This window comes from Streptomyces sp. KPB2 (genome assembly GCF_003950055.1).
Classification (GTDB): domain Bacteria; phylum Actinomycetota; class Actinomycetes; order Streptomycetales; family Streptomycetaceae; genus Streptomyces; species Streptomyces salinarius.
Map to the genome: position 1 here is coordinate 4683610 of NZ_CP034353.1, position 26390 is coordinate 4709999.

Sequence of the window (26390 nt, forward strand, 5' to 3'; positions counted from 1 at the left end):
GCCGTGGGAGACGCCGATCACAGGTTCCTCACCTGCTCCCTTGTCCCTCCAGCTCCACCCGTACCGTCAGCAGCCCCGTCCCGACGCCCATCGCCCGCACCGCGAGGCTGTTGTAGCGGGGGAGGAGGCGCAGGCGGGCGAGCGGGTCGTCGTCGGGCAGGAGGTGGGCCGTGCCCCTGTACCAGCGGCCCCGCAGCCGGACCCGGACCCGCGGATCGGCCCGGATGTTGCGGACGTACTGCGACCGTTCGCCGAACTCCGACACCAGCCAGAAGGAGTCGCCGGTGCGGCGGCCGCCCACCGGGGTGCGGCGGGGCAGTCCGGAGACGCGGCCGGTGGTCTCCAGCAGCGTCTGGCCGGGCAGCCGGCGCACGACGGCGTTGAGCCGGCGCTGGAAGGCCGTCACGACCCGGTACTTGGTCTCCGCGGAGGACGAGGACGACATCGTTCGTTCACTCTCCTGTCTCGTGGGCCTCCATGTTCCCGGAAATCCTCGGCGGGGAAGGTGTGAACGGGGCCGGGAGACGACGGGGGTGCGGGTGTGCGGGTCGTGACGTGGAACCTGTGGTGGCGGTTCGGTCCGTGGGCGGACCGGCGCGAGGCGATTCTCGCCGTGCTGCGGGAGCTGGAGCCCGACGTCGTCGGCCTCCAGGAGGTGTGGGCCGTCGACGGAGGGGAGAACCTCGCCCAGTCGCTGGCCCGTGACCTCGGCCTGCACTGGGCCTGGTGGCCCTCGCCCGCGCCCGAGCGGTGGCAGCGGCGGATCGGGGACGACACGGTGGGCGCCGGCACCGCGGTGCTCAGCCGCTGGCCGGTCGTGGAGCGGGCGGTGCTGAAACTGCCCGCCCCCGCCGAACTGGACGACGGGCGGCTGGCCGCGTACGCCCGGCTGGACGCGCCCGGGCACCGCGTCCCCTTCTTCACCGTCCACCTGACCTCCGGCGGCGGCCCCGCCCGCACCGTGCGCCGCGAACAGTCGGCGGCTCTCGCCGAGTTCGTGACCGCGCACCGGCACGGCACCGCCCACCCGCCCGTCGTCACCGGCGACTTCAACGCCCGCCCCGAGGCGCCGGAGGTCCGCCTGCTGCGGGCCGCGGGGCTGTGCGACGCCTGGGAGCACGCGGCCCCCGGCGCGCCCTCCGGCACCTGGGACACCGCCAACCCGTACGTGGCCCACGCGGACGGCGAGCCGAGCGTACGGATCGACTACGTCCACGTGGGCCCGCCCGGGGCCGGCGGGCTGGGCCGGGTCCTGGCGGTGCGGCGGGCCGCCGCCGGACCCGTCGACGGGGTCTGGCCCTCCGACCACACGGCGGTCGTCGCGGACCTGGCCGACGGCGGAACCGTCCCCGGGCCGGCTACCGCCCCAGGAACACCGGGTTCGTGAACGCCGCCAGCGCCCCCGGCAGCGGGCCCGCCGCCGTCTCGTGCCGCACCTCCGCCCGCACGTACGCCGCGTACGAGGCCGTCGTGCGCCACTCCACGGTGCCCGCACCCGACACCGGCAGCGGATCGCCGGTGAACAGCACGCCCTGGTCGGTGACGAACCGGACCGTGCAGCGCGGGGCGCCCGTCACCTCCAGGCGGACGGTGGCCGGGGTGTCGCGGTCCACGCGCAGCCGCTCGCCGATGCCGGCGTGCTCGCCCCGGCCGCCGGACGCGGTGAAGGACAGCGACACCTTCGACGACTCGGCGACGTACGAGCGCCCGGCCCGGATGCCCTCCTGGATCGCCTCCCGGGTCAGGTCCTCGGCGAGGACGACGGTCTGCGGGCGGCCGATCACGTCGGGGGAGCGGTGGGAGTCGCTGCTGCCCATCGCCGGGATCCAGTCCCTCCCGTCGCGCACCGAGGCGACCAGCATGCCGTCCCAGTCGGCCAGCGCCACCTCGTCGTCGGGCGTGTAGGCGCCGTTCCACACCTCGACCGCGTCGGCCTCGCCGAACCCGAACTTCCAGTTGCAGCCGATGCAGGTGGCGTGCGGGTGGGCCGGGACGACCAGGCCGCCGGCGCGGCGGATCTGCCGGGCGAAACGGCCGAAGCGGTTGTCGCGGGCCCGGTAGCGCCAGTCGACGAAGGTGCCGGGATCGGTGCCGAGGGCGACGACGTGGCCGTTGCGCGTGGTCACCTCCTCGCCGAGCAGGACGAGCAGGTCGTCCCCGGCGAGACCGGCCCAGTGCGCGTGGGCGGAGTGCGTGTTGTGCTCCGAGGAGTTGATGAAGTCCAGGCCCGCCGCCCGCGCCAGCTCCGCGATCTCGGCGAGGGTGTAGCGGCCGTCGGAGTACTCCGAGTGCAGGTGGCAGTCGCCCCGGTACCAGGCCCGGCCCCGCCCCCCGGCCCGCTCGGGCGGGTACACCGGACGCGGGCTCTCGTCCTGCTCGCCGTGGGTCAGCGTGACCGTGATCTCGTACGACAGGCCCTGGGGCGCCACCGTGTAGGGGCCGAGCGCGATGTGCCAGGTGCCCGGCCGGACCGGTCCGGGCACGTAGCCCGGCGTGGCGTCGTCCGCGCGGACGAAGAACTCCGTGCGCGCCCCGCCCGACCAGCCGCGGAAGCCCCGGCCGCCCAGGTCGGTGCCGCGCTCGTCGAAGAGGCCGATGTCGAGCGCGTTGCCCTGGGTGCCGGCCGGCACGGCGGGGCGGTCGTAGGTGTAGGCGACGTGGATCTCGCGAACGCCCCGGGGCACTTCGACCGGGACGTACACGAAGTCGGGGGAGCCGGGCGGCAGGGTGCCGCGCACGGTCCTGGTCCGCCGTTCCCGGGGTGCCGCCGAGGCGAAGCTCACGCCTCCCAACGTAAGCGCGGCGGCGGCTCCCGTCACGAACACCGCGCGTCTGCCGATCCCGGCGTGTTCCTGCTCGTGGACGTCCTCGCACATGCTGCTGCTCCCCAGGTGTCGTGGATGACATGGCATGGGTGGTGCAGGGGTTGGTGCGTGCAACCCTCGTATTGAGCCGTGAACCGCGGTGCAAGGGAAGGGGGAAGACGGATGGAGGACCGGAAACGGCCCGGTGGGTCACCGGGACGCGGACCCCGTGCTGATCACGCCGCTCGTATGCTCGAAGGATGACGACTTCCGCGACCTCCGGAACCGGACCCGCCGACCCCGCAGGGCCCACCGAGAACTCCATGCGTCGCGCCCTCAAACGCGCCCGGGACGGCGTCGCCCTCGACGCGTCCGAGGCCGCCGTGCTGCTCCAGGCGCGCGGGGAGCACCTCGACGCCCTCACCGCGTCCGCCGCCCGGGTCCGGGACGCGGGTCTGGAGGCCGCCGGCCGGCCCGGCGTCATCACGTACTCGAAGAGCGTCTTCGTCCCGCTGACCCGGCTGTGCCGGGACAAGTGCCACTACTGCACCTTCGTCACCGTCCCCGGCAAGCTGCGCCGGGCGGGCCACGGGATGTTCATGTCGCCGGACGAGGTGCTCGACATCGCGCGCAAGGGCGCGGCCCTCGGCTGCAAGGAAGCCCTCATCACCCTCGGCGACAAGCCCGAGGAGCGCTGGCCCGAGGCCAGGGAGTGGCTGGACGCGCACGGGTACGACGACACGATCGCCTACGTCCGCGCGATCTCGATCCGCATCCTGGAGGAGACGGGCCTGCTCCCGCACCTCAACCCGGGCGTCATGACCTGGACGGACTTCCAGCGGCTCAAGCCCGTCGCGCCCTCCATGGGCATGATGCTGGAGACCACCGCGACCCGCCTGTGGTCCGAGCCGGGCGGCCCGCACCACGGCTCGCCGGACAAGGAACCGGCCGTACGGCTGCGGGTCCTGGAGGACGCCGGGCGCTCCTCGGTCCCCTTCACCTCCGGCATCCTCATCGGCATCGGCGAGACGTACGAGGAGCGGGCCGAGTCCCTCTTCGCGCTGCGCCGCGTCTCCCGCGCCTACCACGGCGTCCAGGAACTGATCATCCAGAACTTCCGCGCCAAGCCCGACACGGCGATGCGCGGCATGCCGGACGCGGAGCTGGACGAGCTGGTCGCCACGGTCGCCGTCGCCCGGCACATCATGGGCCCGTCCGCCTGTCTCCAGGCCCCGCCGAACCTGGTGGACGCCGAGTACGAGCGGCTGATCGGCGCGGGCATCGACGACTGGGGCGGCGTCTCCCCGCTCACCATCGACCACGTCAACCCCGAGCGCCCCTGGCCGCAGATCGACGAACTCGCCGCCAAGTCCCGGTCAGTCGGCTTCGAGCTGCGCGAACGGCTGTGCGTGTACCCGGAGTTCGTGCGGCGCGGCGAGCCCTGGCTGGACCCGCGACTGCGCCCGCACGTGGCGGCGCTCGCCGACCCGGACACGGGCCTGGCCCGCGAGGACGCGGTGGTCGAGGGGCACGCCTGGCAGGAGCCCGACGAGGCGTTCACCGCCAGCGGCCGCACCGACCTGCACGCCACCATCGACACCGAGGGCCGTACGTCGGACCGCCGCGACGACTTCGACGAGGTGTACGGCGACTGGGGCGCCCTGCGCGAGGCCGCCGCCCCCGGCATGGCCCCCGAGCGCATCGACACCGACGTGCGGGCGGCGCTGGCGACGGCGGCCGACGACCCCACGAAGCTCACGGACGACGAGGCCCTCGCCCTGCTGCACGCCGACGGCCCGGCGCTGGACGCCCTGTGCGGCATCGCGGACGACGTGCGCAGGTCGGTGGTCGGCGACGACGTCACGTACATCGTCACCCGCAACATCAACTTCACCAACGTCTGCTACACCGGCTGCCGTTTCTGCGCCTTCGCCCAGCGCCGCACGGACGCCGACGCCTACACGCTCTCCCTGGACCAGGTCGCCGACCGCGCCCAACAGGCCTGGGACGTGGGCGCGGTGGAGGTCTGCATGCAGGGCGGCATCCATCCCGACCTGCCCGGCACGGCGTACTTCGACATCGCGCGGGCGGTCAAGGAACGCGTCCCCGGCATGCACGTTCACGCCTTCTCGCCGATGGAGGTCGTCAACGGCGCCACCCGTACCGGGATGTCGATCCGCGAGTGGCTGACCGCGGCCAAGGAGGCGGGCCTGGACTCGGTCCCGGGCACGGCGGCGGAGATCCTCGACGACGAGGTCCGCTGGATCCTCACCAAGGGCAAGCTGCCGACGGCGACGTGGATCGAGGTGATCGAGACGGCCCACGAGCTGGGCATCCGCTCCTCCTCCACGATGATGTACGGCCACGTCGACCAGCCCCGCCACTGGCTGGGCCACCTGCGCACCCTCGCCGGGATCCAGCGGCGCACGGGCGGCTTCACGGAGTTCGTGACGCTCCCCTTCATCCACACCAACGCGCCGGTCTACCTGGCGGGCATCGCGAGGCCCGGACCCACCCTGCGGGACAACCGCGCGGTGACCGCGATGGCCCGTCTCCTCCTCCACCCGCACATCCCCAACATCCAGACAAGCTGGGTGAAACTGGGCACGGAGGGTGCGGCGGAGATGCTCCGCTCCGGCGCCAACGACCTGGGCGGCACCCTCATGGAGGAGACGATCTCCCGCATGGCGGGCTCCTCCTACGGCTCCTACAAGTCGGTCAAGGACCTGATCGCGGTCGCCGACGCCGCGGGCCGCCCCGCGAGGCCGCGCACCACGCTCTACGGCCCGGTCACCGAGGAGCGGCAGCGGGCGGCGCGGGACTCGGACGGGCACCTGCCCCAGCTGCTGCCGGTCCTGGACTGAGGCGCGGGCGCACGCTTCGGAGGCGGGGCGGGTGCGCAGTACGATGATCGGGCCCCCGGTGTGTCGGGGTTCTCGTAGCTGAGGAGATGCGTGCCCGTGCCTGCCCGACTTCCCTCATGGGCGTGGGTCTCCGGTCTGACCGTGGGCGCGGTAGCGGCGGTGACCGTCCTGGCCGTACAGGCGGACCAGGGACCCCACCCCACCGCCGCGGCGACGAAGCCGCGCCCGTCGGCGTCGGCGTCCGCGGACCCCAAGCCGAAGGAGACCGCGCCGGCCCCGGTGCCGGCGGATTCCGGCACCGGGCGGCGCGTCGTCTACTCGGTGGGCCAGGACCGGGTGTGGCTGGTCGACGCCAGCGACGCCACCCGGCGGGCGTTCAAGGTGTGGCCGGGCACCGTCGACCCGGATCCGGGCAAGTACAGCGTCGGCACCCGCCGCCAGGACCCGACGACGGGCTCCGACGGGGTGCGGGTCGAGCAGATCATGTACTTCACCCAGGAGGACGGCGTCTGGGTCGCCTTCTCCAACGCCGTGGACGGCTCCTCCCCGCCGCCGCCCGCCGACGGTGCCAAGACGGGCGGCATACGGCTGCCCAAGGCGGACGGCGACGCGCTCTGGGAGTTCGGCACGTCCGGCACGACGGTCACTGTGGTCGCTTAGGTCACTGCGATCTCGTGGTCTCCGCCTCGCCGGACGGCAGGTGCGCCACGATCAGCACGACGCCGCTGAACAGGAGCACCCGCGTCGCCGCGTCCAGCCCGTTCCAGTCCTCCGACTGCCACATCGCGAACCACTCCCCGCCGATCGCGAGGAACCCGGCGCCGAAGAGCAGCATCAGCATGAGCGTGCCGTACGTGGTGAAGCGCCGCGCGGGGGCGTGCTGCCGGCGTATCCAGAGCCAGGTCGCCCAGATCAGCACGAGCGCGGCCGCGGTCTCCCAGACGATGATCGCCACGTAGGCGGTGTCCTGGAGCCCCTTGCTCGTGATCGCCCGCCACATCAGGTCGTCGTCCTTGAACGTGGTGTCCATGGCGAGGACGTGGTGCACGTACTGCTGGTTGTTGTCGAAGTCCGTGATGTTCCCGAGGGCCACGAGGGCGATGTAGAGGGCGAGCACCGCGGTGAGCACGGTGGAGGCGAGTAAAAGGGTGCTGCGGGGGTTCTTGGTCATGGCAGCACTATCCCCAAGCCGCGAGCGCGGCGAGTGGGTAGGGTCCGGAACGTGATCTCTCCGAAGCGTTCCGCCGACCAACTGCCGGGCGATCCACGCCGGCTGAACCTGGAGTACCGGACGTGGCACTTCGTCGCTTCGGAGGGGGACGAGAACGGCTTCGACGAGTGGGACGTGTCCGTCCGGTCCAGCCGGTACCTCGACCGGCCGAAGGGGGCGGCGGCGAAGACCGTCCAGCACGAGATCGGTTCGATGAGGCTCTTCCGCCTGCGGATGGACGAGAGGTTCAGCCCGTTCCCGTTCTCCGACGCGGAGGCCTACGACACCGGCCTGTCCAACCTGGTCCTCGGCGTCTACGACCTCGGCCGGGGCGGCTATCGCCAGGAGTTTCGGGACGCCATGACGTCCAGCGACGGCGACCTGCTCGTCCTCCACGACATGCGGCTGGACCCCGCCTGGCGGGGCTTCGGTCTCGGGCCGGTCCTCGCGGCCGAGGCCGTCTGGACCCTGGCCGACGGCTGCAGCGCGGTCCTCGCGGCCACCCACATCACGGAGTTCCCGGACGGCCCCATGAGCGAGGCCGAGTTCGGGCGGGCCGGTGAGAAGATCACGGCGCTGTGGGAGAGCGTCGGATTCCGGCGCCGTGCCAGGCCCCTCGGCCACCTACTGGACCCCAGGACCGACGAGGCGCGGGATCTGAGGAACGAGCGGCGCAGAGACCTCGACGCGCTCGCCGACGCCTGGCGCGAGTCGCTCCGCCGCTGAGCCGTTACGCCTGCCTGCCGGTGAACGCCAGGAACGAGGTCCAGGACGCGTCGGTGAAGGAGAGGCGGGCGGCCTCGGGGTTCTTGGAGTCGCGGACGTGGACGGTGGTGTCGACGGGGGCTATGGCGACCTCGACGCACTCAGGGCCGTCGTTGCTGCTCTAGCTGCTCTTGAACCACTCCAGGGCGGAGGTCATGTCTCTTCTCCCATGACTTTCTCGATGAAGGTCAGTGACAAGTCCGGCTTGGGCACGCGCCGTCCTCGCTCGACCGACGACACCATCTCCTCGCCGTAGCCGATGGCGGCGCCCAGCTCCGCCTGCCGCATCCCGGCGGCCTCGCGCCACATCTTGATCTGCCGCCCGACCGTCCTGAGCACGGCCGCGGTCTCCTCGTCCTCCATGACTTCCCCTCCTGGCGTACGAACCGTACGACCACGGTGGGAACCCGGACAGTCACTCTCGGTACCGAGGTCGTTGCTGTTCAGCGTAGAGACGGACGGCCACGCTGGGTGACGTGATGGAGAAGATGGCCCTGCGCGGCACCACGAACGCGCCTCAGTTCGCAGTCCAGTTGTCCGCTACGCGGCGGGGTGCCCGGCTCGCGCGCCTGCTCACCGAGCGTCAACTCGACGACTGGTGCGTGCCCTCGGGGGAGGCGGTACAGGTGGTCGCCGAGTTGGCGGCGAACGCGGTGCTGCACGGCCGGGTGCCTGGCCGGGACTTCCGGCTGGCTCTGCGCCTGCTTCCCGGCGGCACCCTCCGGATCGAGGTCACGGACGCCCGGGGCGACCGGGTCCCGCGACTCCCCGACCCGGCCGCCGACGAGGAGGAGTGCGGACGCGGACTGCGCATCGTGGCCGCGTACGCGGACCGTTGGGGCGTCGACACGGGACCGGCCCCCGCGAAGACCGTCTGGGCCGAACTGGCACCGGGTCGTGGCCGGACGTGACCCGGTCGGGCGCGACGCCAAAGACCAAAGAACCGGGGAAAGAACCGAACCCGCCCCTGCCGTCCCCGTCGGTCACCCTCCGGAGTGAACATCGCCAACTCGGGTGGCGTGGCGCGGGGTTCATGGTGCAGCGTCAGTCGCAGCAGACCCCGACATGATTCGGCCCCCGCCGGGAAGGCAATCCCACTGCGAGGGCCTGATCACCGAGGAAGTGGACCCTTCCTGATGACTGAGCAGAAGCCTAGCGCGCCCCCGCGCCCGGTGTCCGGCCGTCACCCCCGTGGCGTCGAGCACGAGAACCACCCCCACCACGACCACTTCACCGTGGTCGGCAATCACCTTCTCCAGCATCCCGAGCTGTCTCTGACGGCGATCGGACTGGCGGTCCACATCCAGTCGCTGCCCGCCGGATCTCCGGTCGGGATCAAGTCGCTGGCGGGCAAGTTCCCCGAGGGGGAGATCCGGATCGCCGCCGCCCTGAGGGAGTTGGAAGAGTACGGCTACCTCGCACGCACCAAGGAGCGTCTTCAATCGGGGCGAGTCGTGACCCGGACGGTCTCCCGCAACAAGCCCCGCGCCGCCTTCGCAACGGCGGCGTGGCCCGCCCGGCCGGTCGCCGGCGAGCCGCCCTTCCCGGTCCCCGGCCCGGTGGTGGATGCCCCGGGGGTGGACTCGGTGACGGAACAGGCGGCGGACCCGGCGGCGAATCCGGTGGCGACGGCGTTGCTTGCCGGTCTCCGGGTGCACGACTCACGCCTGCTCCTGACCGAGCGTGACGTCCGGCGCCTCGCCCCTGCCGTCATGGCCTGGCTGGAGCGCGGTGTCCCCTCGACCGCCGTGGAACGGACGCTGACGGCCGGGCTGCCCCAGGAGCCGATCCGTCACCCGGCGGCCTTCCTGGAACGCCGTCTCACCTCAGACCTTCCCCCGGCGCTGCCCGCGTCCCGCACCCCCGCCCCCGACCTACGCCGTCCCGACCCCCTCCAGACCTGCGACGGCTGCGACCGGGCCTTCCGTGCCTCGCGACCGGGCCGCTGCCGTGACTGCCGCGAGAGCCCCCTCTCGGCGCAGGTGGCTGCGTAAAAAGCGTGAGCACTCGGCGGGGAAGTGTCATCCATGTGCTCAGCCGAGCGGCTCAATGACAAAACCTGCCGAAGTGCTCACGCTTTTCGGCCCACCTGGTCACCAGGACGAGCGCGGCCGCGTTCACTCGCAGACGGCCGTGTCCACCAGGTCGAAGACATGCTGGTGTGCCGCCATCATGTCGGCGGGCTCCGCGGCCACCGCGCTGGACAGCGCCGTCGTCGCCACCGTGGCCGCGCGGCCGTCCCGGGTGGCGCCGCCGTAGGTCTCGTAGCCGTGGATGGAGCCGCCGTGACCCCACAGCTCGACGCCGCAGGACAGGGGGGTGCGGAAGAGTCCCAGGCCGTAGCCGGTGCCGGGCGCGGGGGCGCCCTCGGTCACCGGGACCGTGGTCTGCATCTCCTTCAGTTCGGCGGCCTTCAGGACCTTGCCGCCGAGCAGCGCGGAGAAGAAGCGGTTGAGGTCGCGCGGGGTGGTGACGAGCTGTCCGGCGGCCCAGGCCTGGGACGGGTCGAGGCGGGTGATGTCCTCCAGCGGGGCGCCGGGGGCGGGGGCGGCGTAGCCCTTGGGGTGGGCGCCCCGGATGCCGCGCTCGCCGACGTTCGGCCAGTAGGTGTCCTTCAGGCCGAGGGGGCGGATGATCCGGTCGGTGATCTCCTCGCCGAAGGGGCGGCCGGTGACCTTCTCGACGAGCAGGCCTGCCAGGACGTAGTTGGTGTTGCTGTACTGCCACTTCGCGCCGGGCTCGAACGCCGCCTTCCGGCTCAGGGCGAGGTCGATCAGGTCACGCGGGTTGTAGTAGGTGTCGCGGACCTCGAAGGGGTCCAGGCCCAGGGTCTGGACGTAGTCGGGCAGGCCGCTGGTGTGCTGGAGCAGGTTCCGCACGGTGATCCGGCCGCCGTCGATGCCGTCGCCGTGCAACAGCCCCGGAAGATACGTCTCGATCGGCTCGTCCAGCTTCACCTTGCCCTCGCCGACCAGCTGGAGCACGACCGCCGCGGTGAGGGCCTTGGTGTTGCTGCCCGCCCTGACCTGGCCGTTGACCGGCACGGAGGCGCCGGTCTCCAGGTCGCCGGTGCCGGCGGTGTAGTCGCGGACGCGTCCGTCACGGCCCTGGACCGCGGCCAGCGCGGCCGGGAAACCGTCCTCGCGCACCAGGTCCCTCGCACCCTCGCGCACGGCGTCGCGGTGACCGGCGCGGTCCGGGGCGCCGTAGGCCAGGGAACCGGTCACGGCGAGGCCGCCGCCCAGGACGGCGAGCGCGGCGACCACCGACAGCACGCGCCCGCGCCGCTTCCTCGGCTTGGACTGGGCGGCGGCGGGGAGACGAACGGACACGGGACTTCCTCTCAACAAGGCTGCTCTCGGAACGCCTTGAGCCTTTCGCGAACCGGCCGCCCGCTCGATGGGGCCAGGCGGCCGATACGGGGTGTACCTTCCACCACCCCCGGCCGTGAGCGTTTCCACACCGAACCCGCCCGCCCGAGCCCTGAACCGACCGCGTCCGTTCGCATACAGTGCTGGGCGTCGTACGTACGCACAGTGCCGAGGGGAGGTCCACGTGGGCGGGACGACCGGCGCCGTCTGGGGGCGGGCCGAGCAGCAGGACTTCCGCAGCCGGGTGCGCGGGACGCTGCTCGGCGTGGCCGTCGGGGACGCCTTCGGGGCGCCCGTCGACTCCCTCGCCCTCGCCGCGATCCGGGAGGCCCACGGCGCCGAGGGGCTGTCGGACCTGGCCCCGGCCCACGGCCGGCGCGGCGCCGTCACCCACCTCACCCAGCTCACCCTGTTCTCCGTGGACGGGCTGATCCGCGCCCAGGTACGGCGCGACACCGGCGCCTGGCACCCGCCGACCGACCTGCACCGGGCCTACCGGCGCTGGGCCGCCACCCAGCGCGACTGGGGTCCCGACCTGCGGCGCAAGGACGACGGCTGGCTGGCCCACGAGGAGTGGCTCTACGTCCGCCGGGACGCCCCGCGCGCGCTGCTGCTCGGCCTCGGCGACGAGACGATGGGCACCCCCGAGGCGCCCAAGAACCCCGACGAGCGCGGCCCCGAGGCCGCCGCCCGCTCGGCGCCGTTCGGGCTGCTGGTCGGCTGGGAGCCGCAACTGGTCGCCCAGCTCGCCGTGGAGTGCGCGGCGCAGACCCACGGCCACCCCACCGGCTGCCTCGCCGCGGGCGCCTACGCCGTGGTCGTGCACGGGCTGGCGCGCGGCGAGAGCCTGGACGCCGCCGTGCAGCGGGCCCTGGCGCTGCTCGTCGCCCGGCCGGGGCACGAGCCCGTGGCGACCGCCCTGCAGCACGCCCTCGGCGCGGTACGGCAGGGGCTGCCGACCCCGGCGCGGGTGACCGAGCTGATCGGCGCGGGGACGGCGGAGGGCCTGGTCGCCGCCGCCGTGTACTGCGCCCTGGTCGGCGAGGACGTACGGCACGGGCTGCGCCTCGCCGTCAACCACGACGGCCCCTCGGCCGCGACCGGCGCCCTGACCGGCGGCCTGCTCGGCGCCCTGCACGGCGAGACGGCCCTGCCCCCGGCCTGGGTGGCGGAACTGGAGGGCCGCCCGACCCTCCTGGAACTGGCCGACGACTTCGCCATGGAAATGACCCAGGGCCCCGCCCTCCACGGCCCGGCAAGCTCGTCCCCCGCCTGGCTGACGCGGTACCCCCGGGCCTAGGCCCTGGCGACACCCGGGAGGCGCGAGGACGGTCACGTTTCGAGAAGCGCCGCCCCGCGGGGCGCGGCTAGCGTGCATGCCATGGACATCAGCATTCACACCACGGTTCTCCCGCACGACGACCCGGACGCGTCCCTCGCCTTCTACCGGGACGTCCTCGGCTTCGAGGTCCGCAAGGACGTCGGAAACGGCAAGATGCGCTGGATCACGGTCGGGCCGGCCGGCCAGCCGGACATCTCGCTGCTGCTCTCGCCGCCCGCCGTGGACCCCGGCGTCACCGACACCGAGCGCCGCACCATCGCCGAGATGATGGCCAAGGGCACCTACGGCTGGCTGCTCCTGGCCACCAAGGACCTCGACGGCACCTTCGAGAAGGTCCGCGCCGGGAACGCCGAGATCGTCCAGGAGCCGACCGAGCAGCCGTACGGCATCCGGGACTGTGCCTTCCGGGACCCGGCCGGCAACCAGATCCGCATCCAGGAACTGCGTTAGCGGCGGACGCGGCCGGGTGTCCGGCCGGCGCCCACGCACCGTGGCCGCCGGCCGGACACCGGTCGTACGCCTGCCGGGCGGCGGGTCAGTCGCCCACCCGGCTGCGCCCCACCGCGTCGTCCACCCCGCCCGCGGGCGTCGGGATCGCGGCCGCCGCGCCGGAGGCGTCGTCGTCCCCGTCCGTGTTGACGCGCTCGATGATCGCGAGCCGTTCCGGGGTGTCCTCCGGCCGCAGGTAGCCGACGACGACGTACAGGATCAGCGAGACCGCCAGCGGGACGGAGACCTGGTACTCGAGCGGCACCCCGCCGTCCACGTTCCAGTTGATCGGGTAGTTGACCAGCCAGAAGGCGACCAGGCCCAGGCCCCAGCTGGTGAGCGCCGCCGTCGGGCCCGAGCGGCGGAAGGGCCGCAGCAGTCCGAGCATCATCGGGATCGCGATCGGGCCCATCAGACCGGCGACCCACTTGATGACCACGGTGATGATGTCCTTGAACGTCGGCGAGTCGACCTGCGTCGCCACCGCCATCGACAGACCGAGGAAGATCACCGTCGTCAGCCGGGCCGCCAGCAGACCCGACCGCTGCCCCCAGCCCCGGGCCCGCTTCGACAGCACCGGCGCCACGTCACGGGTGAAGACCGCGGCGATGGCGTTGGCGTCCGAGGAGCACATGGCCATGGTGTGCGAGAAGAAGCCGACGATGACCAGGCCGAGGAGCCCGTGCGGCAGCAGCTGCTCGGTCATCAGGGCGTAGGAGTCGGAACCGTCCGCCTTCTGCGACTCCACCAGCAGCGGCGACATCCACATCGGGAAGAACAGCACCACCGGCCACACCAGCCACAGCACCGCCGACAGCCGTGCTCCGCGCGCCGCCTCGCGGGCGTCGCGCGTGGCCATGTAGCGCTGGGCCTGGTTGAGCATGCCGCCGTTGTACTCGAAGAGCTTGATGAAGAGGAAGGCCAGCAGGAACACCGTCCCGTACGGGCCGACCAGCGGTTTCCCGTGGCCCTGGAGCGCGGGCTCGTCCCAGACGCCGAAGAAGCCGCCGTGGTCGCCGAGCTTGAGGACCACGGCCACGAACATCGAGACACCGGCCAGCAGCTGGATGACGAACTGGCCCAGCTCCGTCAGCGCGTCCGCCCACAGGCCGCCGATCGTGCAGTAGATGCCCGTGATGACACCGGTGATCAGGATGCCCTGGTTGAGGGAGATGCCGGTGAAGACCGACAGGAGCGTGGCGATGGCCGCCCACTTCGCGGCCACGTCCACGATCTTCAGCAGCATGCCGGACCAGGCCAGCGCCTGCTGGGTGGGCAGGTTGTACCGGTTCTTGAGGTACTCCAGCGGCGAGGCCACGTGCAGCCGTGAGCGCAGCCGGTTGATGCGCGGCGCGAACAGCTTGGAGCCGATGGCGACGCCGAGCGCGATGGGGAACGACCACGTCACGAAGGACGTGACGCCGTAGGTGTAGGCGATGCCGGCGTAGCCGGTGAACATCACCGCGCTGTAGCCCGACATGTGGTGCGAGATGCCGGACAGCCACCAGGGCATCTTGCCGCCGGCCGTGAAGAAGTCGCTGACGTCGTCCACGCGTTTGTGCGACCACACGCCGATCGCCACCATGACGGCGAAGTAGCCGATGAGCACGGACCAGTCGAGACCGTTCATGTGCCCCCTTCCGGGGTCCGCCTTGTGAACTCCGCTCAGCCGGTTGGCACTTCGCTTGAGCGGGGTAGGGGCGTGGCAGGCCGCGAAGTGCCCGCTCATCGTGGGTGCGTCGACGCGGGCACGACAAGAAAGGGGAAGGTCAAGAGGAAGTAAAAAGGTTCGGCTTGCTGACCTGCGTTCACCTACATGAACGAGAACGGGCGGCCCCCGAAGAGGCCGCCCGGTCCGCCGCGCTCGGCCGCTCCGGCTACTTCAGCTCGTCGGGGCACGGCGTGCCCCGCTTCAGCCCGTACGGCGCCGCCAGCCGGTACGTGCCCGCCTCCGGGGCGACGAGCGTCGTCCACACGTCGCCGTCGGCGGTCTCCTCGGTCTCCGTCACACAGCCGTTGACGTTGTCGTACGTCTTCGGCGTGCCCTCCGGGGCGTTCTTGGAGGCCTCCGTCTCCTGCGGCGGCTTCAGCTTGTTGCCCTCCTCGTCGACGAGGCTCAGCCACGGCGAGTACGGCATCCGGACCAGGATGCGGCCGGGCTCCTGCACGTCGATGACCCACTCGTCCTGCTCGGCCCGCCGGACCACCGCGTGCGGCTCCGCGAGCGGCGTCGGATCGGTCACCTTGAACAGCTGCCAGTTGGCGTCGCCCCAGATCTGCTGCAGGTACGGCAGGCCCCGCTGCAGCAGCTCCCGCTCGCGCTTGCCGCCGTCGCCGTCCGGTTCGCCCTTGGGCAGCACCACGTAGTGCACCGCCCAGCGCTTCAGCCACTCGTGGTAGTTCGCCGAGTTGAGCGTGTCGTCGTAGAAGAGCGGGTTGCGCTCCATGTCGGCCTGCCGGGTCCAGCCGCGGGCCAGGTTCACGTACGGCGCGAGCGCCGAGGCCTCGCGGTGGGAGCGGGCCGGCACGGCCTCCACCCGGCCCTGCTCCGCGCCCACCTTCTGCAGCTCGTTGACGAGCGGCGCCAGCTCGCGCGCCCAGGAGGCGGCGGGCTGGGTGTGGATGGCGTCGTCGGCCGACTTGAAGCCGATCCAGCCCACGAAGCCGACCAGCGAGACCACCAGCGCGTACCACTTGCGCGACTTCGGCACCGTGAACGGCAGCGCCGCCACCAGCGCGACCCCGGCGAAGAGCATCGCGAGCCGCGTGATGTTGGAGCCGATCTGGGAGCTGATCAGCCAGACCAGCAGCACCGACAGGCCGTAGACCGCCGACGTGATCCGCACGGTCTTCCAGGTGCTCGGCACGAACCAGTACACCAGGCCCGCGTAGATGAGCGGCAGTACCGCCGAGCCGAACCCCATCGGCTGCGTGCCGGAGAAGGGGAACAGCACCGCCGACAGCGCGACGACCGCGCTCGGCGCCAGACCCAGCGACCACGCACCCGGGCGGCGCTTCTGCAGGAACAGCGCCACCGCCACGAGGCCCACGAACAGCCCCGACACCGGCGAGGCCATGGTCGACAGGGCGGCCAGCGGCGCCGCGCACAGCCCCTTGGCCCAGCGCTCGTGCCGCCAGCGGTGGGGCCAGCAGAAGACGGCGGCGACCGCGCCGAGCCCGAACATCATGCCGAGCCCGAACGTCACCCGCCCCGACACCGCGTTGGCCAGCAGCCCGAACAGGCCCGCCAGCGACGCCCACAGCGGATTGCGGACCACCCGGCTGCGGATCAGGATCATCGTCAGCAGCCCGGCCGACACCGTCCCCGCGATCATCATGGTCGTCCGCACGCCGAGCACCGACATCAGGTACGGCGAGATCACGCTGTACGACACCGGGTGCATGCCGCCGTACCAGGCGAGGTTGTACGCGGAGTCCGGGTGCCGGCCGACGAACTCGGCCCACGCGTCCTGTGCCGCGAGGTCGCCGCCACTGTTCGCGAACGTGAAGAACCACACTATGTGGAGCACCCCGGCCAGGGCGGTCACGGACAGCACGGGGTGGCGCAGCATGCGCTCGCGCAGGGCCAGGAGGGCGGTGTTCACGGCCGACGGAGCCTTCGGCTCGACGGGTCCGGACCGGGCAGGCCGTGACTCGGCAGGCCCGGACCCGGAAGGACGAGGCTCGGAAGGACGGGCCTCGGAAGGCCGCGGCTCACCGTCGGCCCCGTGGGTGCGGGGTTCGGGTACGCGTGGTCGCGGGCCGGCTCCCTGGCCCGGATCGGCGTCGTCGGCGCGTGTCGGCTCCGCAGTGGCCACCTGAAGGCACTCCCCGTGTCCCGTCTTCTTCTTTGGGCCGTGTCCCGTTCCCACGACCGGCGACTGCCCCGTTTCGTGACGCTAGCACGCGGCCCCGCACAGTTGCCTCCTCCCTTTCGGGACCGTCCCGGGGCCTCGTGGGGCCTCGTTTGGGTTCTCCGGGCCTCCTGGCACGCGAACGCCCCCGCGGCCGGGTGGCCGCGGGGGCGTGGGGCGTCGCTTCGGCCCGGGCGGGCCGGAGGTCAGCCCAGGCGGGTCAGCTTGTCCGAGAAGCCGGGCTCGACGAGGTCATGGCCCAGGGCCACCGGCACCTTCACCGCGCCGCTGGTACCGCCGTCGCCGACCGTGAGGGTGCCGACCTTGGTGCCGGCCTTCGCCGAGTGCGGCACCTCGTCCGCCTCGAAGGTCAGCTTCACCGTCAGTCCGCCCCAGCCGACGGCCTTGACGTCCTTCGTGGCGACCACCGGCGTACGGCCGCCGAGGCCGTCGTCGACGTACCCGACGACGCTCCCCTTCTTCAGGATCGTCGACGACTGCAGGGTGTCCTGCGCGGCCCGGATCAGCTCGTCGCTCGCGTCCAGCGCGGCGTCGAGGATGCCCCCGCCGACGTCCGGCTGGCGCACCACGGCCCCGACGATGGTCCGGGTCTCCCCGCCGACCTCCTTCTTCGCCGCGAAGACGAGGTTGCCGAGGGCGGAGGTGGTGGTGCCGGTCTTGATGCCGACGACGCCGTTGTGGCCGACCAGATGGTTCCAGTTGCCGTGGTTGACGCCCTTGTAGTCGTTGTACGACATCATCGCGGCGACCTCGCGGAAGGCGGGCGACTTCATCGCCGCCTTGGCCAGCTTCACCTGGTCCACGGCCGTGCTCACCGTCGTGTTGTTCAGCCCGGACGGGTCGGTGTACGTCGTGTTGGTCATGCCGAGGTCCTTGGCGGCGTCGTTCATCTTCGTCACGAACGCCTTCTCCGAGCCCGCGTCCCAGCGGGCCAGCAGCCGCGCCACGTTGTTCGCGGACGCGATCAGGACGGCCTGGAGGGCCTCGCGCTGGGAGATCGAGTCACCGGCGTAGACGTTGACGGTGGACTCGTCGCCCGCGTCCGACTGGTCCTCCGCCGCCTGGTCGATCTTGATCTTCGGACCCTCGGCGCCGCTCTTGAGCGGGTGGTCGCGCAGGATGACGTACGCGGTCATGACCTTGGCCACGCTCGCGATCGGCACCGGCTTCTGGTCACCGGACGAGCCGAACGAGCCGATGCCCTGCACGTCGAGCGCGGCCTGACCGCTCTCGGGCCACGGGATCTGCGGCTTGCCGCCCTCGAACGTGAAGCTGTCCTGCGCCGTGAGGTCGAGGGTCGGCGCGGGCAGCGGGCGCATGGACTGCACGACGCCGAGGATGACCACCAGCAGGAGGACCAGCGGCGTCCAGATCTTGACCCGGCGCACCGTCGTGCGCAGCGGGGTCTCCGGGGGCGGCGGGGTGTTCGTCAGCTCCGCCAGCAGGTCCAGCGGCGGCTTGGGCGGCAGCGGCTGCTGCGTGGTCCGGTCGGGCCCGACGTGCGGCCGGGCGGCGGTGACACCGGTACGGGGCGCCTGCGGCGGCTTGGGCGCCTCGGAGGTCTGCGCGGACTGCGCGGCCCGCGGAGGCTGCGGGGGCTTGCGGTTCGCCGGGTCGTCAGGATTCCGCAGCGCCACGAACTTGCTGGTCCGCTCGGCGTCGCTCTCGGACCGCGCGGGGGCGTCGCCCTTCCGCCCGGCCTTCTCGGCGGCGGAGGCGGCGTCCCCCAGCTTCAGCATGGTCGTCGGCTGGTCCACGGCGGGCTTCCGCGGCGCCTTGAACACGGCGGTGGGCTGATCGACGGCCGGGGCGCTGTCCCCGCCCTCGGCACCCCCGTCACCGCCCCGACCGGACCCCGCCTGCGGCTCGGTGCCGGGCGTGAGACCCGCCTTCGGCGCCTGGTCGGCCTTCGGTGCCTGGTTCGCCTTCGGTTCCCGGTCGGCCTTCGGTTCCCGGTCAGGCGTCGAGGCCGGTTCCGACTCCGGTTCCGTGGTTGCCTTCGGGTTCGCGTCCGCCCGCGCGTCGGGCGCCGGGGTCGCGTCGGAGTCGAGGTCGGCGTCGGAGTCGGAGCCCGAGTCGTGGTCGGCGCCGGCTTCGGCGTCCGTGCCCGGGGCCGAGTCGGTTGCGGCGGCCGACCTCTCGTCCCGGTCCGATGCGGAGCCCGCCACCGAGCCCGACCCGGAGGCCGAGTCCGGGCCGGAGCCCGTGCTGGAGACCGTGTCCGAATCGGAGCGGGAATGGGAGCGGGAACCGGAGCCCGCCGCCGAGCCCGGCCCGGAGGCCGAGTCCGGGGTCGAGTCGGTTGCGGCGGCCTCGTCCCGGTCCGATGCGGAGCCCGTCACCGAGCCCCGCCCGGAGGCCGAGTCCGGGCCGGAGCCCGTGCTGGAGACCGTGTCCGAATCGGAGCGGGAATGGGAGCGGGAACCGGAGCCCGCCGCCGAGCCCGGCCCGGAGGCCGAGTCCGAGCCCTTGCCGGAGGCTGAAGCCGAGTCGGAGTCCGAGCCGGCGGACGCGTCCGGGCCGGCGGTCGCGTCCGAACCGGAGGCCGTGTCCGTGGCGGAGTCCTTGCCCCGGGGCGCGTCGGCCTCGGAGTCGGCGGTGTCGACGGAGGCCTCCCGAGGCCCCTCGGTCTCCTGCCGCGGGCCGGCCTCGGCGCCCTCGGCCGGGGAGGCCTGCTCGGCGTCGGTCGCGTCGTCGCCCTGCGGAGCCTGCTCCGCGTCTTCCGCGTCCCGCCCGTCCGCCAGCCGGGCGTTGGCCGCGGCGCGCTCGTCGGCCGTGGCCACCCAGGCCGCGACGACGTCCCGGAGCCGGCCGTCGCTCCCGGGGGCAGGCTCCTCCCCGCGGTCGTCCTCGGAGGCGTCGGACGGCTCCGGCGCGGCGGTCGGGGCCGACGGGTCCGAGGGCGCCCCGGCGCCGCCCGACGCCTCGGGCGTCCCGGCGGCGTCGGCGTCCTCGCCGGAGGCGTCCGTGTCGCGGACCGACAGCACCCGGGTCGCCGTGTCGACGCCGCCACCGGACCCCGCGGAGCGCTTCGCTTCCGGCCGCGTCACCGCCAGCCGCGGATCACGCGCCTCGCTCGACCCGGTCCTGGCTTCGGGAACCGGACCCGCGCTCCCCGACGTCGGTTCTTCCGACGACTCGCGCTGCTTCGACCTGTCGGGGGACTCGCCCGCCACCGATGCCTCCTCCATGCGCCGCACGTCCTGTGCGCGCTACCGAACCCGTACCGAAACCATCTACCAGTGTCCTGTGTACGGGTGGAACCCACGCGGAAGACGAGAACGACATACCTACTGGTTCCACTACGAAGCGGTCACGCACCCTCGACAGACCAATGTGAGAGGGGTCACCCTGTCTGTCATCCACGCGGGGAGGCATGGATGGGCAGGAGCCGCAGAACACTTCCGGAGGAGCTTCTGCTGCTGGCGTTGGACCCGACCACGGGTACCACCGCACAGCCGCAGTCGCTCGACCTCGGTCTGGCCGGAGCACAGCTGGTGGAGCTGGCGCTGGCCGGACGGATAGCCCCAGACGGGGATCGTATCGCCGTGGTGGCCCCACGGCCGACAGGAGATCCAACACTGGACTGCGCGTTGGAGTTGCTGCGAAGGCGTGGCGCTCCGGTACGGGCGGTCAACTGGATTGGCGGGCCCCGCCTGGGGCTGCGCCAGACCTATCTCTCGCATCTGGAGCGCTGCGGCATGGTGCATGCCGTGGAGGGCCAGATGTGCGGGGTGCTGCCGACGACTCGCTACCAGGCGACGGACACGGCGATCAGCAGGGAGATCAAGGCCCGGCTCGACTCGGCGATCCGCACCGGCGTACCGCCGGACCCGCGGACCGCGGCGCTCGCCGCGCTGGCCCACGCGGTCGGACTCGGCAAGCACCTCTACCCGGGCAACGAAGGACGCTCGTCGCGGTCCCGGCTGCGGGACCTCATCAGGCACGACCCCATGGGCGGCCTGGTGGCGCACGCGGTGATGGACGTCCAGAACGGCGCTGCGGCACAGCCACGCCGCAGTCCGGCCCCGGCCGGCCGCCAGGCCCCGGGACCGGGGGCGAGGCCCGCCCCGGAACCCGCCCGCGGTGTTCCGGCGCAACCGCGCCACGGATCCATGGCGCGAGCGGCGGCGCACTAGCCCCTGCCGTCCGCGAGCACACCGCACCACCGCACCACAGCCGCACACAACGCCGCACCGCCAGTCCCCAAGCCCGGTCACGGGAGCCGCAGGTCCGCGCGGGGCGGCGGAACCGACCGTACGTCCGGCCCGCCCGGACAGAGGAAAGGTTCCGCCGCCCCGCGCGGCCGCACCCGGGGGTGGTGTGCCGAACTGGCGTGTACGCGGCGCATATCGACCGTTTCCCAGCGGTAGTAAGCACCTTGGTGGCAGTCTGCTCAACAGCAGATACACAAAGTGGCAAGTACGAGTCACCCAGCCGGAGGTGCACGTCCCGTGGCGTCGAGTGTCAATCCCACCGTAAGGCGGCGTCGGCTGGGCCAGGAGCTGCGCCGGCTCCGTGAGCAGAAGGGCATGACGGCCGAGGAGGTCGCCGAGCGGCTGCTGGTCTCCCAGTCGAAGATCAGCCGGCTGGAGAACGGGCGGCGCAGCATCAGCCAGCGCGACGTCCGCGACCTGTGCGGGGTCTACGAGGTCGAGGACCAGCGGATCGTCGACTCGCTGATGCAGATGGCCAAGGACTCGCGCCAGCAGGGCTGGTGGCACGCCTTCGGGGACATCCCGTACAGCGTCTACATCGGCCTGGAGACCGACGCGGAGTCGCTGCGCACCTACGAACCCCAGATCATCACCGGCCTGTTGCAGACCCGGCCCTACGCCGAGGCGCTCATCCAGGGCGCGTTGCCCGAGACGTCCGTCGCCGACGTGGAGAAACGGGTGCAGGTCCGCATACGGCGCCAGGAGCGCATCTCCGCCGAGCACAACCCGCTGCGCCTGTGGGTGGTCCTCGACGAGGCCAGCCTGCGCCGGGTGGTGGGCAGCAGGCAGGTGATGCGGGAGCAGCTGGAGCACGTCGCCGAGATGTCGCAGCTGCCGCACATCACCGTGCAGGTGCTGCCCTTCGACGTCGGGGCGCACCCCGGCATCAACGGCCAGTACTCCATCCTGGAGTTCGCCGACACGGCCGACTCCAGTGTGGTGTACATCGAGGGCGTGACCAGCGACCTGTATCTGGAGAAGGCGCCGGACGTGCAGAAGTACACGGTGATGTACGAGCACCTGCGGGCGCAGGCCCTGAACGTGGAGCAGTCGCGGCAGCGCATCGAGGACGTGGCGAAGGAGTACGCGCGCTGAACGGCGGCGGCATAGTACACGGCTCCCACGATGTACTGGAAGACTCACCTGGAATATGCCATCCGACCGGGTGAATGGCTGCTCCGACCGGGGAGGCCAGCGAGTAGCGTCGATCACGCCAAAGATCACACGTCATTGGCGTAAACCACACTCGCGACTCGCCATCGGAGCAGACATGGCAATTCTTCAGGGCGCCCAGGAATCGTGGACCAAGTCCTCCTACTCCGGGGGCAACGGCGCGTGCGTCGAGGTCCGGTCCCCGCTCGTGGCGGCGCTCGCCGTCCGCGACTCCAAGGTGACCGACGGCCCGGTCCTCGCCTTCCCCGCCGACGCGTGGAACGCCTTCGTGACCTCGGTCAAGGAGTAACACCGCCACGCGTCGTACGCCCGTACCGCCGACGGAGCCCTCTCGACCAGTTCGCCGACCTTGCCGAGAGGGCGCCCGTCAGCTCACGTCACCTCACCTCACCGGGAACGCCACGTCGCACACCGGGTCCTGTGGGCCCGCCGCATCCCAGTCGGCGAAGTACACCTCGCGGCACGGCCCCGTCACCGTCAGGCCCTGCGCGGCGATCCACTCCTCCACCGCCCCGAAGGCGGCCAGGATCTGCGGATAGGCCACCTGGGCCTTGGTGATCCGGGTGTAGGCCAGCCGCCCGGCCGGCTCCACCCGTACCCGCGTCTGCCGGGCGCGTCCCCGCTCCTCGCTCCACGCCCGCGCCGCCGCCTCGTCGGCGACCGGCACGCAGGACTCGGCCGGGCCGTCGCTCTCCGCCGACACGTCCGCGTGGTAGACGACGAACGGTGCCGCCGTCACACCCCCGCAGCCCCGGGCCGCCTCCTCCAGCCGCCCCAGCGACGCGCCGATCCACTGCGGCAGCTCGTCCGCCAGCGTGTGCCGGGTCTCGGTGATCACCACCTGGTCGGGCACGTCCACCGTCTCGACCACGAACTTTCCGTACACGTCGGAATCCCTTCCCGTCAGACGTCCACGGAGGTACTCGACGAGCGTGCGCTGCCCGGCCACCCGGGCTTCCACCTCCGCCCAGTAGGCGTCGAGCAGACCGGCGGACCGGTCGCCGTCCGCGTGGACCACCTCGGCGATCCGCGCGAGCGGCATGTCCAGCCGGCGCAACAGGGCCACCAGCCGGGCGCGTTCGACCTGCCCGGCGCGGTAGTACCGATAGCCGGTGGCCTCGTCCACGTGGGCGGGCGCCAGCAGGCCCAGCCGGTCGTACAGCCGCAGTGCCTTGGCCGACAGCCGGGCCCGCGCGGCGAACGCGCCGATGGTCAGCAACGCGTCCTCGCGCACGTCCCCCACCCGGTCACCCATGCTGTCGTCCACGCCGTCGTCCTCCGTCACCGGGCGGCTCCTCCGCCCGGTGACGCAGACCCTTCGGCTTGACCCAGGGGCAAGGTCAACCGGCCAGGCGCGCCTCGACGGCCGCCACGACCTCGGCCGCCTCCGGCTCGGTCTGCGGGGCGAAGCGGGCGGCGACCTTGCCGTCCCGGCCGATCAGGAACTTCTCGAAGTTCCAGCGGATGTCCCCGCTGTGCCCCTCGTCGTCCGGGAAGCCGGTCAGCCGGTCGTACAGCGGGTGCCGGCCCTCCCCGTTGACCTCGACCTTCTCGGTCATCGGGAAGGTGACGCCGTACGTCGCCGAGCAGAACTCGGCGATCTCGTCGGCGCTGCCCGGTTCCTGGCCCATGAACTGGTTGCAGGGCACGCCCAGCACGGTGAACCCCTGCTCCGCGTACCGCTCGTGCAGCCGCTCCAGGCCGGCGTACTGCGGGGTGAGCCCGCACTTGGAGGCCACGTTGACCACCAGCACGACCCGGCCCGCGTACTGGGAGAGGTCGGCGGTCCCGCCCTGGAGGGCGCCGATCTCGACGTCGAGGGGGAGGCTGTCGTCGCTTCGCGTGTTCGGTGAGGTCGTCATGGACCGGATGCTAGTCCGGCACCCCGGCACCCGGCGCGCCCGCTCCCGCCTCGACGAGCACCTCCCCGGCCGGTGTCCGCGAGTACAGCACCGAGCGGCCGGCGCGCCGCCGTTCCACCAGCCCCGCGTCGAGCAGCACCCGCAGGTGCCGGCCGACCGAGCCGAGGGCCTGGCCGGTCACGCCGACCAGCTGGCTGGTGCTCATGGGGGTGCCGAGCAGCGTGAGCACGGCCGCGCGGGCCGGCCCGAGCAGCGCGCCGAGGGCGGCGGGCACGTGCCGGGCGCCGTCGTCCGCGAGGGTGCCCGCGCACGGGTAGATCACGGCGTACCGCTCGGGCTCCTCCCACGCCACCCAGCCGTGCCGCTGCGGGGTGATCGGCGCGAGGATCAGCTCGGCCCCGGACAGTTCGCGCGGCGGATACGGGTTCAGGTTGATCTGGAGTCGGCTGTCGCCCAGCCAGCGGGTGCCGGGCCGCAGGTCGTCCAGTACGGCCGCCCAGCCGCCCCGGCTCACCCGCGCGGTCCGCGCGACGACGTCCGCCTCCAGCACCCGGCGGCGCCGGTCCCAGTCCGGCCGCACCGCCTGCGTCCAGACCTCCGTCAGGAGCGCGGCGGCCCGCTCGGGCAGGTCGTCGCGGTCCAGCACGGCCGGGAGCGGGCCGCCGAGACAGACGGTGAGGTCGGCGCGGGCCTCGTCGGGGCGGGTCGCCCGGATCCGCGCCACCCCCTCCTCGAAACCGAGGCCCTCGACCGGGGTGGGGGTGAGGAAGTCGGCGTTCCAGCCCCGGCCGAGACCCGCGTCGACGAGCAGCGCGGCCACCGGGTCGGCCGCCATCCGGCGCAGGTGGGCGGGCCGGTGGGTGTCGAGCCACGCCCGTTCGCCGGGATGCCCGGCCACTCCGGCGTGCAGCACCTTCAGGCAGGCGAGGACCTCGTCGAGCGGTGAGACGACGAAACGGCTGCGCGCGAGCGTGTCGGCGTTGACCTCCCACCAGCCCATGCCCCGGCCTCTCTCCCGCCACCTTTCGCGTCCGCGCGAAACATTAACGGCCGGTCCCGCGACCGCCCCACACTCCCCGCATGCCAGACACGAGCCGCAGAAGCTACGCGGACCTCTTCCGCACCCCGGAGTTCAGCCCTCTTTTCCTCTCCTCCGCCGCGGGCCTCGCCGCCCAGACGGTGAGCGGCCTGGCCCTCGGCACCCTGGTCTTCCGCGCGACGAACTCGCCGCTGCTCTCCGCGGTCAGCATGTTCGGCCCGGCGCTCGCCCAGGTCGTCGGCGCCACGTTCTTCCTCTCCGCCGCCGACCGGCTGCCCCCGCGTGCCACGCTCGCGGGTCTCTCCCTGGCCTTCGCCGTCGCCACCGCGGCGCTCGCCCTGCCCGGCCTGCCGGTGTGGGGCATGCTCGCGCTCGTCCTGGTCAAGGGCCTGATCGCCTCCGTCGGCGGCGGGGTCCGCTGGGGACTGCTGACCGAGATCCTGTCCAAGGACGGCTACCTGACCGGGCGTTCGCTCTTCAACATGATGAACGGCGTCCTGCAGATCGCCGGTTACGGGGCCGGCGGCGTCCTCGTGACCGTCCTGTCGCCGCGGCTGTGCCTGCTGCTCGGCGCCGGCCTCTACGCCATCGCCGCCGGCGTCGCCCTCCGGCTGACCCGCCGCCCGGCGCGCACCGCCGGCCGCCCCTCCGTAAGGGCCACCTGGCGTGCCAACTCCCGCCTGTGGTCCGCCCGCCCGCGCCGCCCCCTGTACCTCGCCCTGTGGATCCCCAACGGCCTCGTCGTCGGCTGCGAGTCCCTGTACGTCTCCTACGACCCCCGCGCCGCGGGCACGCTGTTCGCCTGCGCCGCGCTGGGCATGCTGGCCGGGGACCTCACGGTCGGCCGGCTGCTCCCGGCCCGGCTGCGTCCGCGCCTCGGCGTCCCCCTCCTGGTGCTGCTGGCCGCCCCGTACCTCGTCCTCTTCCTGCGCCCGCCGCTGCCGCTGACGGCCGTCCTGGTCGCGGTGGCCTCCGTGGGCTTCGGCGCGACCCTGGTGCAGCAGGAGCGCCTGATCGCCGCGACCCCCGACGAACTCTCCGGGCACGCCCTCGGACTGCACTCCGCCGGGATGCTCACCATGCAGGGCGTCGCCGCGATCCTGGCGGGCACGGTGGCCCAGTTCACCTCACCGGCGACGGCCATGACCGTGATGGCGCTCGCCTCCCTCACGGTGACCCTCACGCTGACGGTGGCGAGCCGACGGGACGCGCCCGACGGCGGGCTGCTGCCGGCGCGGGCGGCGGTGCGGTCCCTGTGACCTTTGACGAGCCCGGCCCGGCGGGTGCGACTCGGCCTCGATTGGGTTAAGGACCGCCCGGGAACTCCTGCGCGTCCAGACCTTTGCCTAGGCTGAGAAGCTTGGGGAGGGCGCCTGAGG

General features: G+C 72.6%; 22 protein-coding genes and 2 pseudogenes. 12 read left to right on the plus strand and 12 right to left on the minus strand.

Annotation, left to right across the window (positions count from 1 at the left end; all coding sequences use genetic code 11):
• Positions 1–28: 28 nt before the first annotated feature.
• Positions 29–445 carry a nitroreductase family deazaflavin-dependent oxidoreductase gene (locus D1J63_RS21070; protein ID WP_125630781.1) on the minus strand — a complete coding sequence of 139 codons (417 nt, stop codon included), beginning with the start codon at positions 443–445 and terminating at the stop codon, positions 29–31.
• A 96-nt stretch (positions 446–541) separates the two neighbouring features.
• On the opposite strand from D1J63_RS21070, the gene D1J63_RS21075 reads away from it, so the two are divergent.
• The gene (locus D1J63_RS21075; RefSeq protein ID WP_125630783.1) at positions 542–1387 is read left to right on the plus strand and encodes an endonuclease/exonuclease/phosphatase family protein; all 846 of its coding nucleotides are present in this window, start codon (positions 542–544) and stop codon (positions 1385–1387) included.
• Here the strand turns inward: D1J63_RS21075 and D1J63_RS21080 are convergent.
• Positions 1359–2876, minus strand: a complete 1518-nt coding sequence (locus tag D1J63_RS21080) for a CehA/McbA family metallohydrolase (protein ID WP_125630785.1) — start codon at positions 2874–2876, stop codon at positions 1359–1361. The genes D1J63_RS21075 and D1J63_RS21080 overlap by 29 nt on opposite strands.
• Positions 2877–3064: 188 nt before the next feature.
• On the opposite strand from D1J63_RS21080, the gene D1J63_RS21085 reads away from it, so the two are divergent.
• Positions 3065–5668 carry a bifunctional FO biosynthesis protein CofGH gene (locus tag D1J63_RS21085; RefSeq protein WP_125630787.1) on the plus strand — a complete coding sequence of 868 codons (2604 nt, stop codon included), beginning with the start codon at positions 3065–3067 and terminating at the stop codon, positions 5666–5668.
• A 96-nt stretch (positions 5669–5764) separates the two neighbouring features.
• Positions 5765–6328: a hypothetical protein gene (locus D1J63_RS21090; protein WP_164712909.1), complete on the plus strand. Its 564-nt coding sequence runs from the start codon at positions 5765–5767 to the stop codon at positions 6326–6328.
• Between the two features lies 1 nt (position 6329).
• Here D1J63_RS21090 and D1J63_RS21095 read toward each other — a convergent pair whose 3' ends face one another.
• Positions 6330–6839, minus strand: coding sequence for a DUF2165 domain-containing protein (locus D1J63_RS21095; protein WP_125630792.1), 510 nt, complete (start codon positions 6837–6839; stop codon positions 6330–6332).
• A gap of 51 nt (positions 6840–6890) precedes the next feature.
• Here D1J63_RS21095 and D1J63_RS21100 point away from each other — a divergent pair, with 51 nt between their 5' ends.
• On the plus strand, positions 6891–7604 hold the full coding sequence (locus D1J63_RS21100; protein ID WP_125630794.1) for a hypothetical protein: 714 nt from the start codon (positions 6891–6893) through the stop codon (positions 7602–7604).
• 4 nt (positions 7605–7608) lie between these two features.
• On the opposite strand, the pseudogene D1J63_RS21105 reads toward D1J63_RS21100, so the two are convergent.
• Positions 7609–7800 (minus strand): annotated as a pseudogene (locus D1J63_RS21105) (DUF397 domain-containing protein).
• A gap of 17 nt (positions 7801–7817) precedes the next feature.
• Positions 7818–8006: pseudogene (locus D1J63_RS21110) on the minus strand (helix-turn-helix transcriptional regulator); the annotation flags it as partial.
• 116 nt (positions 8007–8122) lie between these two features.
• Between D1J63_RS21110 and D1J63_RS21115 the strand changes: the two are divergent.
• Both D1J63_RS21115 and D1J63_RS21120 read left to right on the plus strand, forming a co-directional pair.
• On the plus strand, positions 8123–8554 hold the full coding sequence (locus tag D1J63_RS21115) for an ATP-binding protein (protein ID WP_125635657.1): 432 nt from the start codon (positions 8123–8125) through the stop codon (positions 8552–8554).
• Between the two features lie 225 nt (positions 8555–8779).
• Positions 8780–9637, plus strand: a complete 858-nt coding sequence (locus D1J63_RS21120; protein WP_164712910.1) for a helix-turn-helix domain-containing protein — start codon at positions 8780–8782, stop codon at positions 9635–9637.
• A gap of 123 nt (positions 9638–9760) precedes the next feature.
• Here D1J63_RS21120 and D1J63_RS21125 read toward each other — a convergent pair whose 3' ends face one another.
• Positions 9761–10975 carry a serine hydrolase domain-containing protein gene (locus D1J63_RS21125; RefSeq protein WP_125630796.1) on the minus strand — a complete coding sequence of 405 codons (1215 nt, stop codon included), beginning with the start codon at positions 10973–10975 and terminating at the stop codon, positions 9761–9763.
• 223 nt (positions 10976–11198) lie between these two features.
• Between D1J63_RS21125 and D1J63_RS21130 the strand changes: the two genes are divergently transcribed.
• On the plus strand, positions 11199–12314 hold the full coding sequence (locus D1J63_RS21130; RefSeq protein WP_125630798.1) for an ADP-ribosylglycohydrolase family protein: 1116 nt from the start codon (positions 11199–11201) through the stop codon (positions 12312–12314).
• An 81-nt stretch (positions 12315–12395) separates the two neighbouring features.
• Positions 12396–12806, plus strand: coding sequence for a VOC family protein (locus tag D1J63_RS21135; RefSeq protein WP_102931883.1), 411 nt, complete (start codon positions 12396–12398; stop codon positions 12804–12806).
• An 85-nt stretch (positions 12807–12891) separates the two neighbouring features.
• On the opposite strand, the gene D1J63_RS21140 is transcribed toward D1J63_RS21135, so the two are convergent.
• The 3 genes from D1J63_RS21140 to D1J63_RS21150 all read right to left on the minus strand — a co-directional run bounded on the left by D1J63_RS21140 (position 12892) and on the right by D1J63_RS21150 (position 19911).
• Positions 12892–14475 (minus strand): sodium:solute symporter family protein, encoded by a 1584-nt coding sequence (locus D1J63_RS21140; protein ID WP_125630800.1) that lies wholly within the window; start codon positions 14473–14475, stop codon positions 12892–12894.
• 247 nt (positions 14476–14722) lie between these two features.
• Positions 14723–16663 carry an MFS transporter gene (locus D1J63_RS21145; RefSeq protein WP_125630802.1) on the minus strand — a complete coding sequence of 647 codons (1941 nt, stop codon included), beginning with the start codon at positions 16661–16663 and terminating at the stop codon, positions 14723–14725.
• Between the two features lie 242 nt (positions 16664–16905).
• Positions 16906–19911 (minus strand): D-alanyl-D-alanine carboxypeptidase, encoded by a 3006-nt coding sequence (locus tag D1J63_RS21150; protein WP_232249504.1) that lies wholly within the window; start codon positions 19909–19911, stop codon positions 16906–16908.
• Positions 19912–20100: 189 nt separating this feature from the next.
• Here D1J63_RS21150 and D1J63_RS21155 point away from each other — a divergent pair, with 189 nt between their 5' ends.
• From D1J63_RS21155 to D1J63_RS21165, 3 genes are all read left to right on the plus strand, one after another.
• Positions 20101–20859, plus strand: a complete 759-nt coding sequence (locus tag D1J63_RS21155; protein ID WP_102929949.1) for a GPP34 family phosphoprotein — start codon at positions 20101–20103, stop codon at positions 20857–20859.
• Between the two features lie 315 nt (positions 20860–21174).
• On the plus strand, positions 21175–22032 hold the full coding sequence (locus D1J63_RS21160; RefSeq protein WP_102929948.1) for a helix-turn-helix transcriptional regulator: 858 nt from the start codon (positions 21175–21177) through the stop codon (positions 22030–22032).
• A gap of 175 nt (positions 22033–22207) precedes the next feature.
• A complete protein-coding gene (locus D1J63_RS21165) occupies positions 22208–22399 on the plus strand; it encodes a DUF397 domain-containing protein (protein ID WP_030399277.1) in 192 nt (63 codons plus the stop codon).
• Between the two features lie 93 nt (positions 22400–22492).
• On the opposite strand, the gene D1J63_RS21170 is transcribed toward D1J63_RS21165, so the two are convergent.
• From D1J63_RS21170 to D1J63_RS21180, 3 genes are all read right to left on the minus strand, one after another.
• Positions 22493–23365: a MerR family transcriptional regulator gene (locus tag D1J63_RS21170; protein ID WP_125635663.1), complete on the minus strand. Its 873-nt coding sequence runs from the start codon at positions 23363–23365 to the stop codon at positions 22493–22495.
• 85 nt (positions 23366–23450) lie between these two features.
• Complete coding sequence (locus tag D1J63_RS21175) at positions 23451–23972, minus strand: glutathione peroxidase (protein WP_125630805.1); 522 nt, start codon at positions 23970–23972, stop codon at positions 23451–23453.
• A gap of 10 nt (positions 23973–23982) precedes the next feature.
• Positions 23983–24972 carry a winged helix-turn-helix domain-containing protein gene (locus D1J63_RS21180; protein WP_125630807.1) on the minus strand — a complete coding sequence of 330 codons (990 nt, stop codon included), beginning with the start codon at positions 24970–24972 and terminating at the stop codon, positions 23983–23985.
• An 80-nt stretch (positions 24973–25052) separates the two neighbouring features.
• Here D1J63_RS21180 and D1J63_RS21185 point away from each other — a divergent pair, with 80 nt between their 5' ends.
• Entirely contained in the window at positions 25053–26270 is a 1218-nt protein-coding gene (locus D1J63_RS21185) for an MFS transporter (RefSeq protein WP_125630809.1), read from the plus strand.
• The last annotated feature ends 120 nt before the right edge of the window (positions 26271–26390 follow it).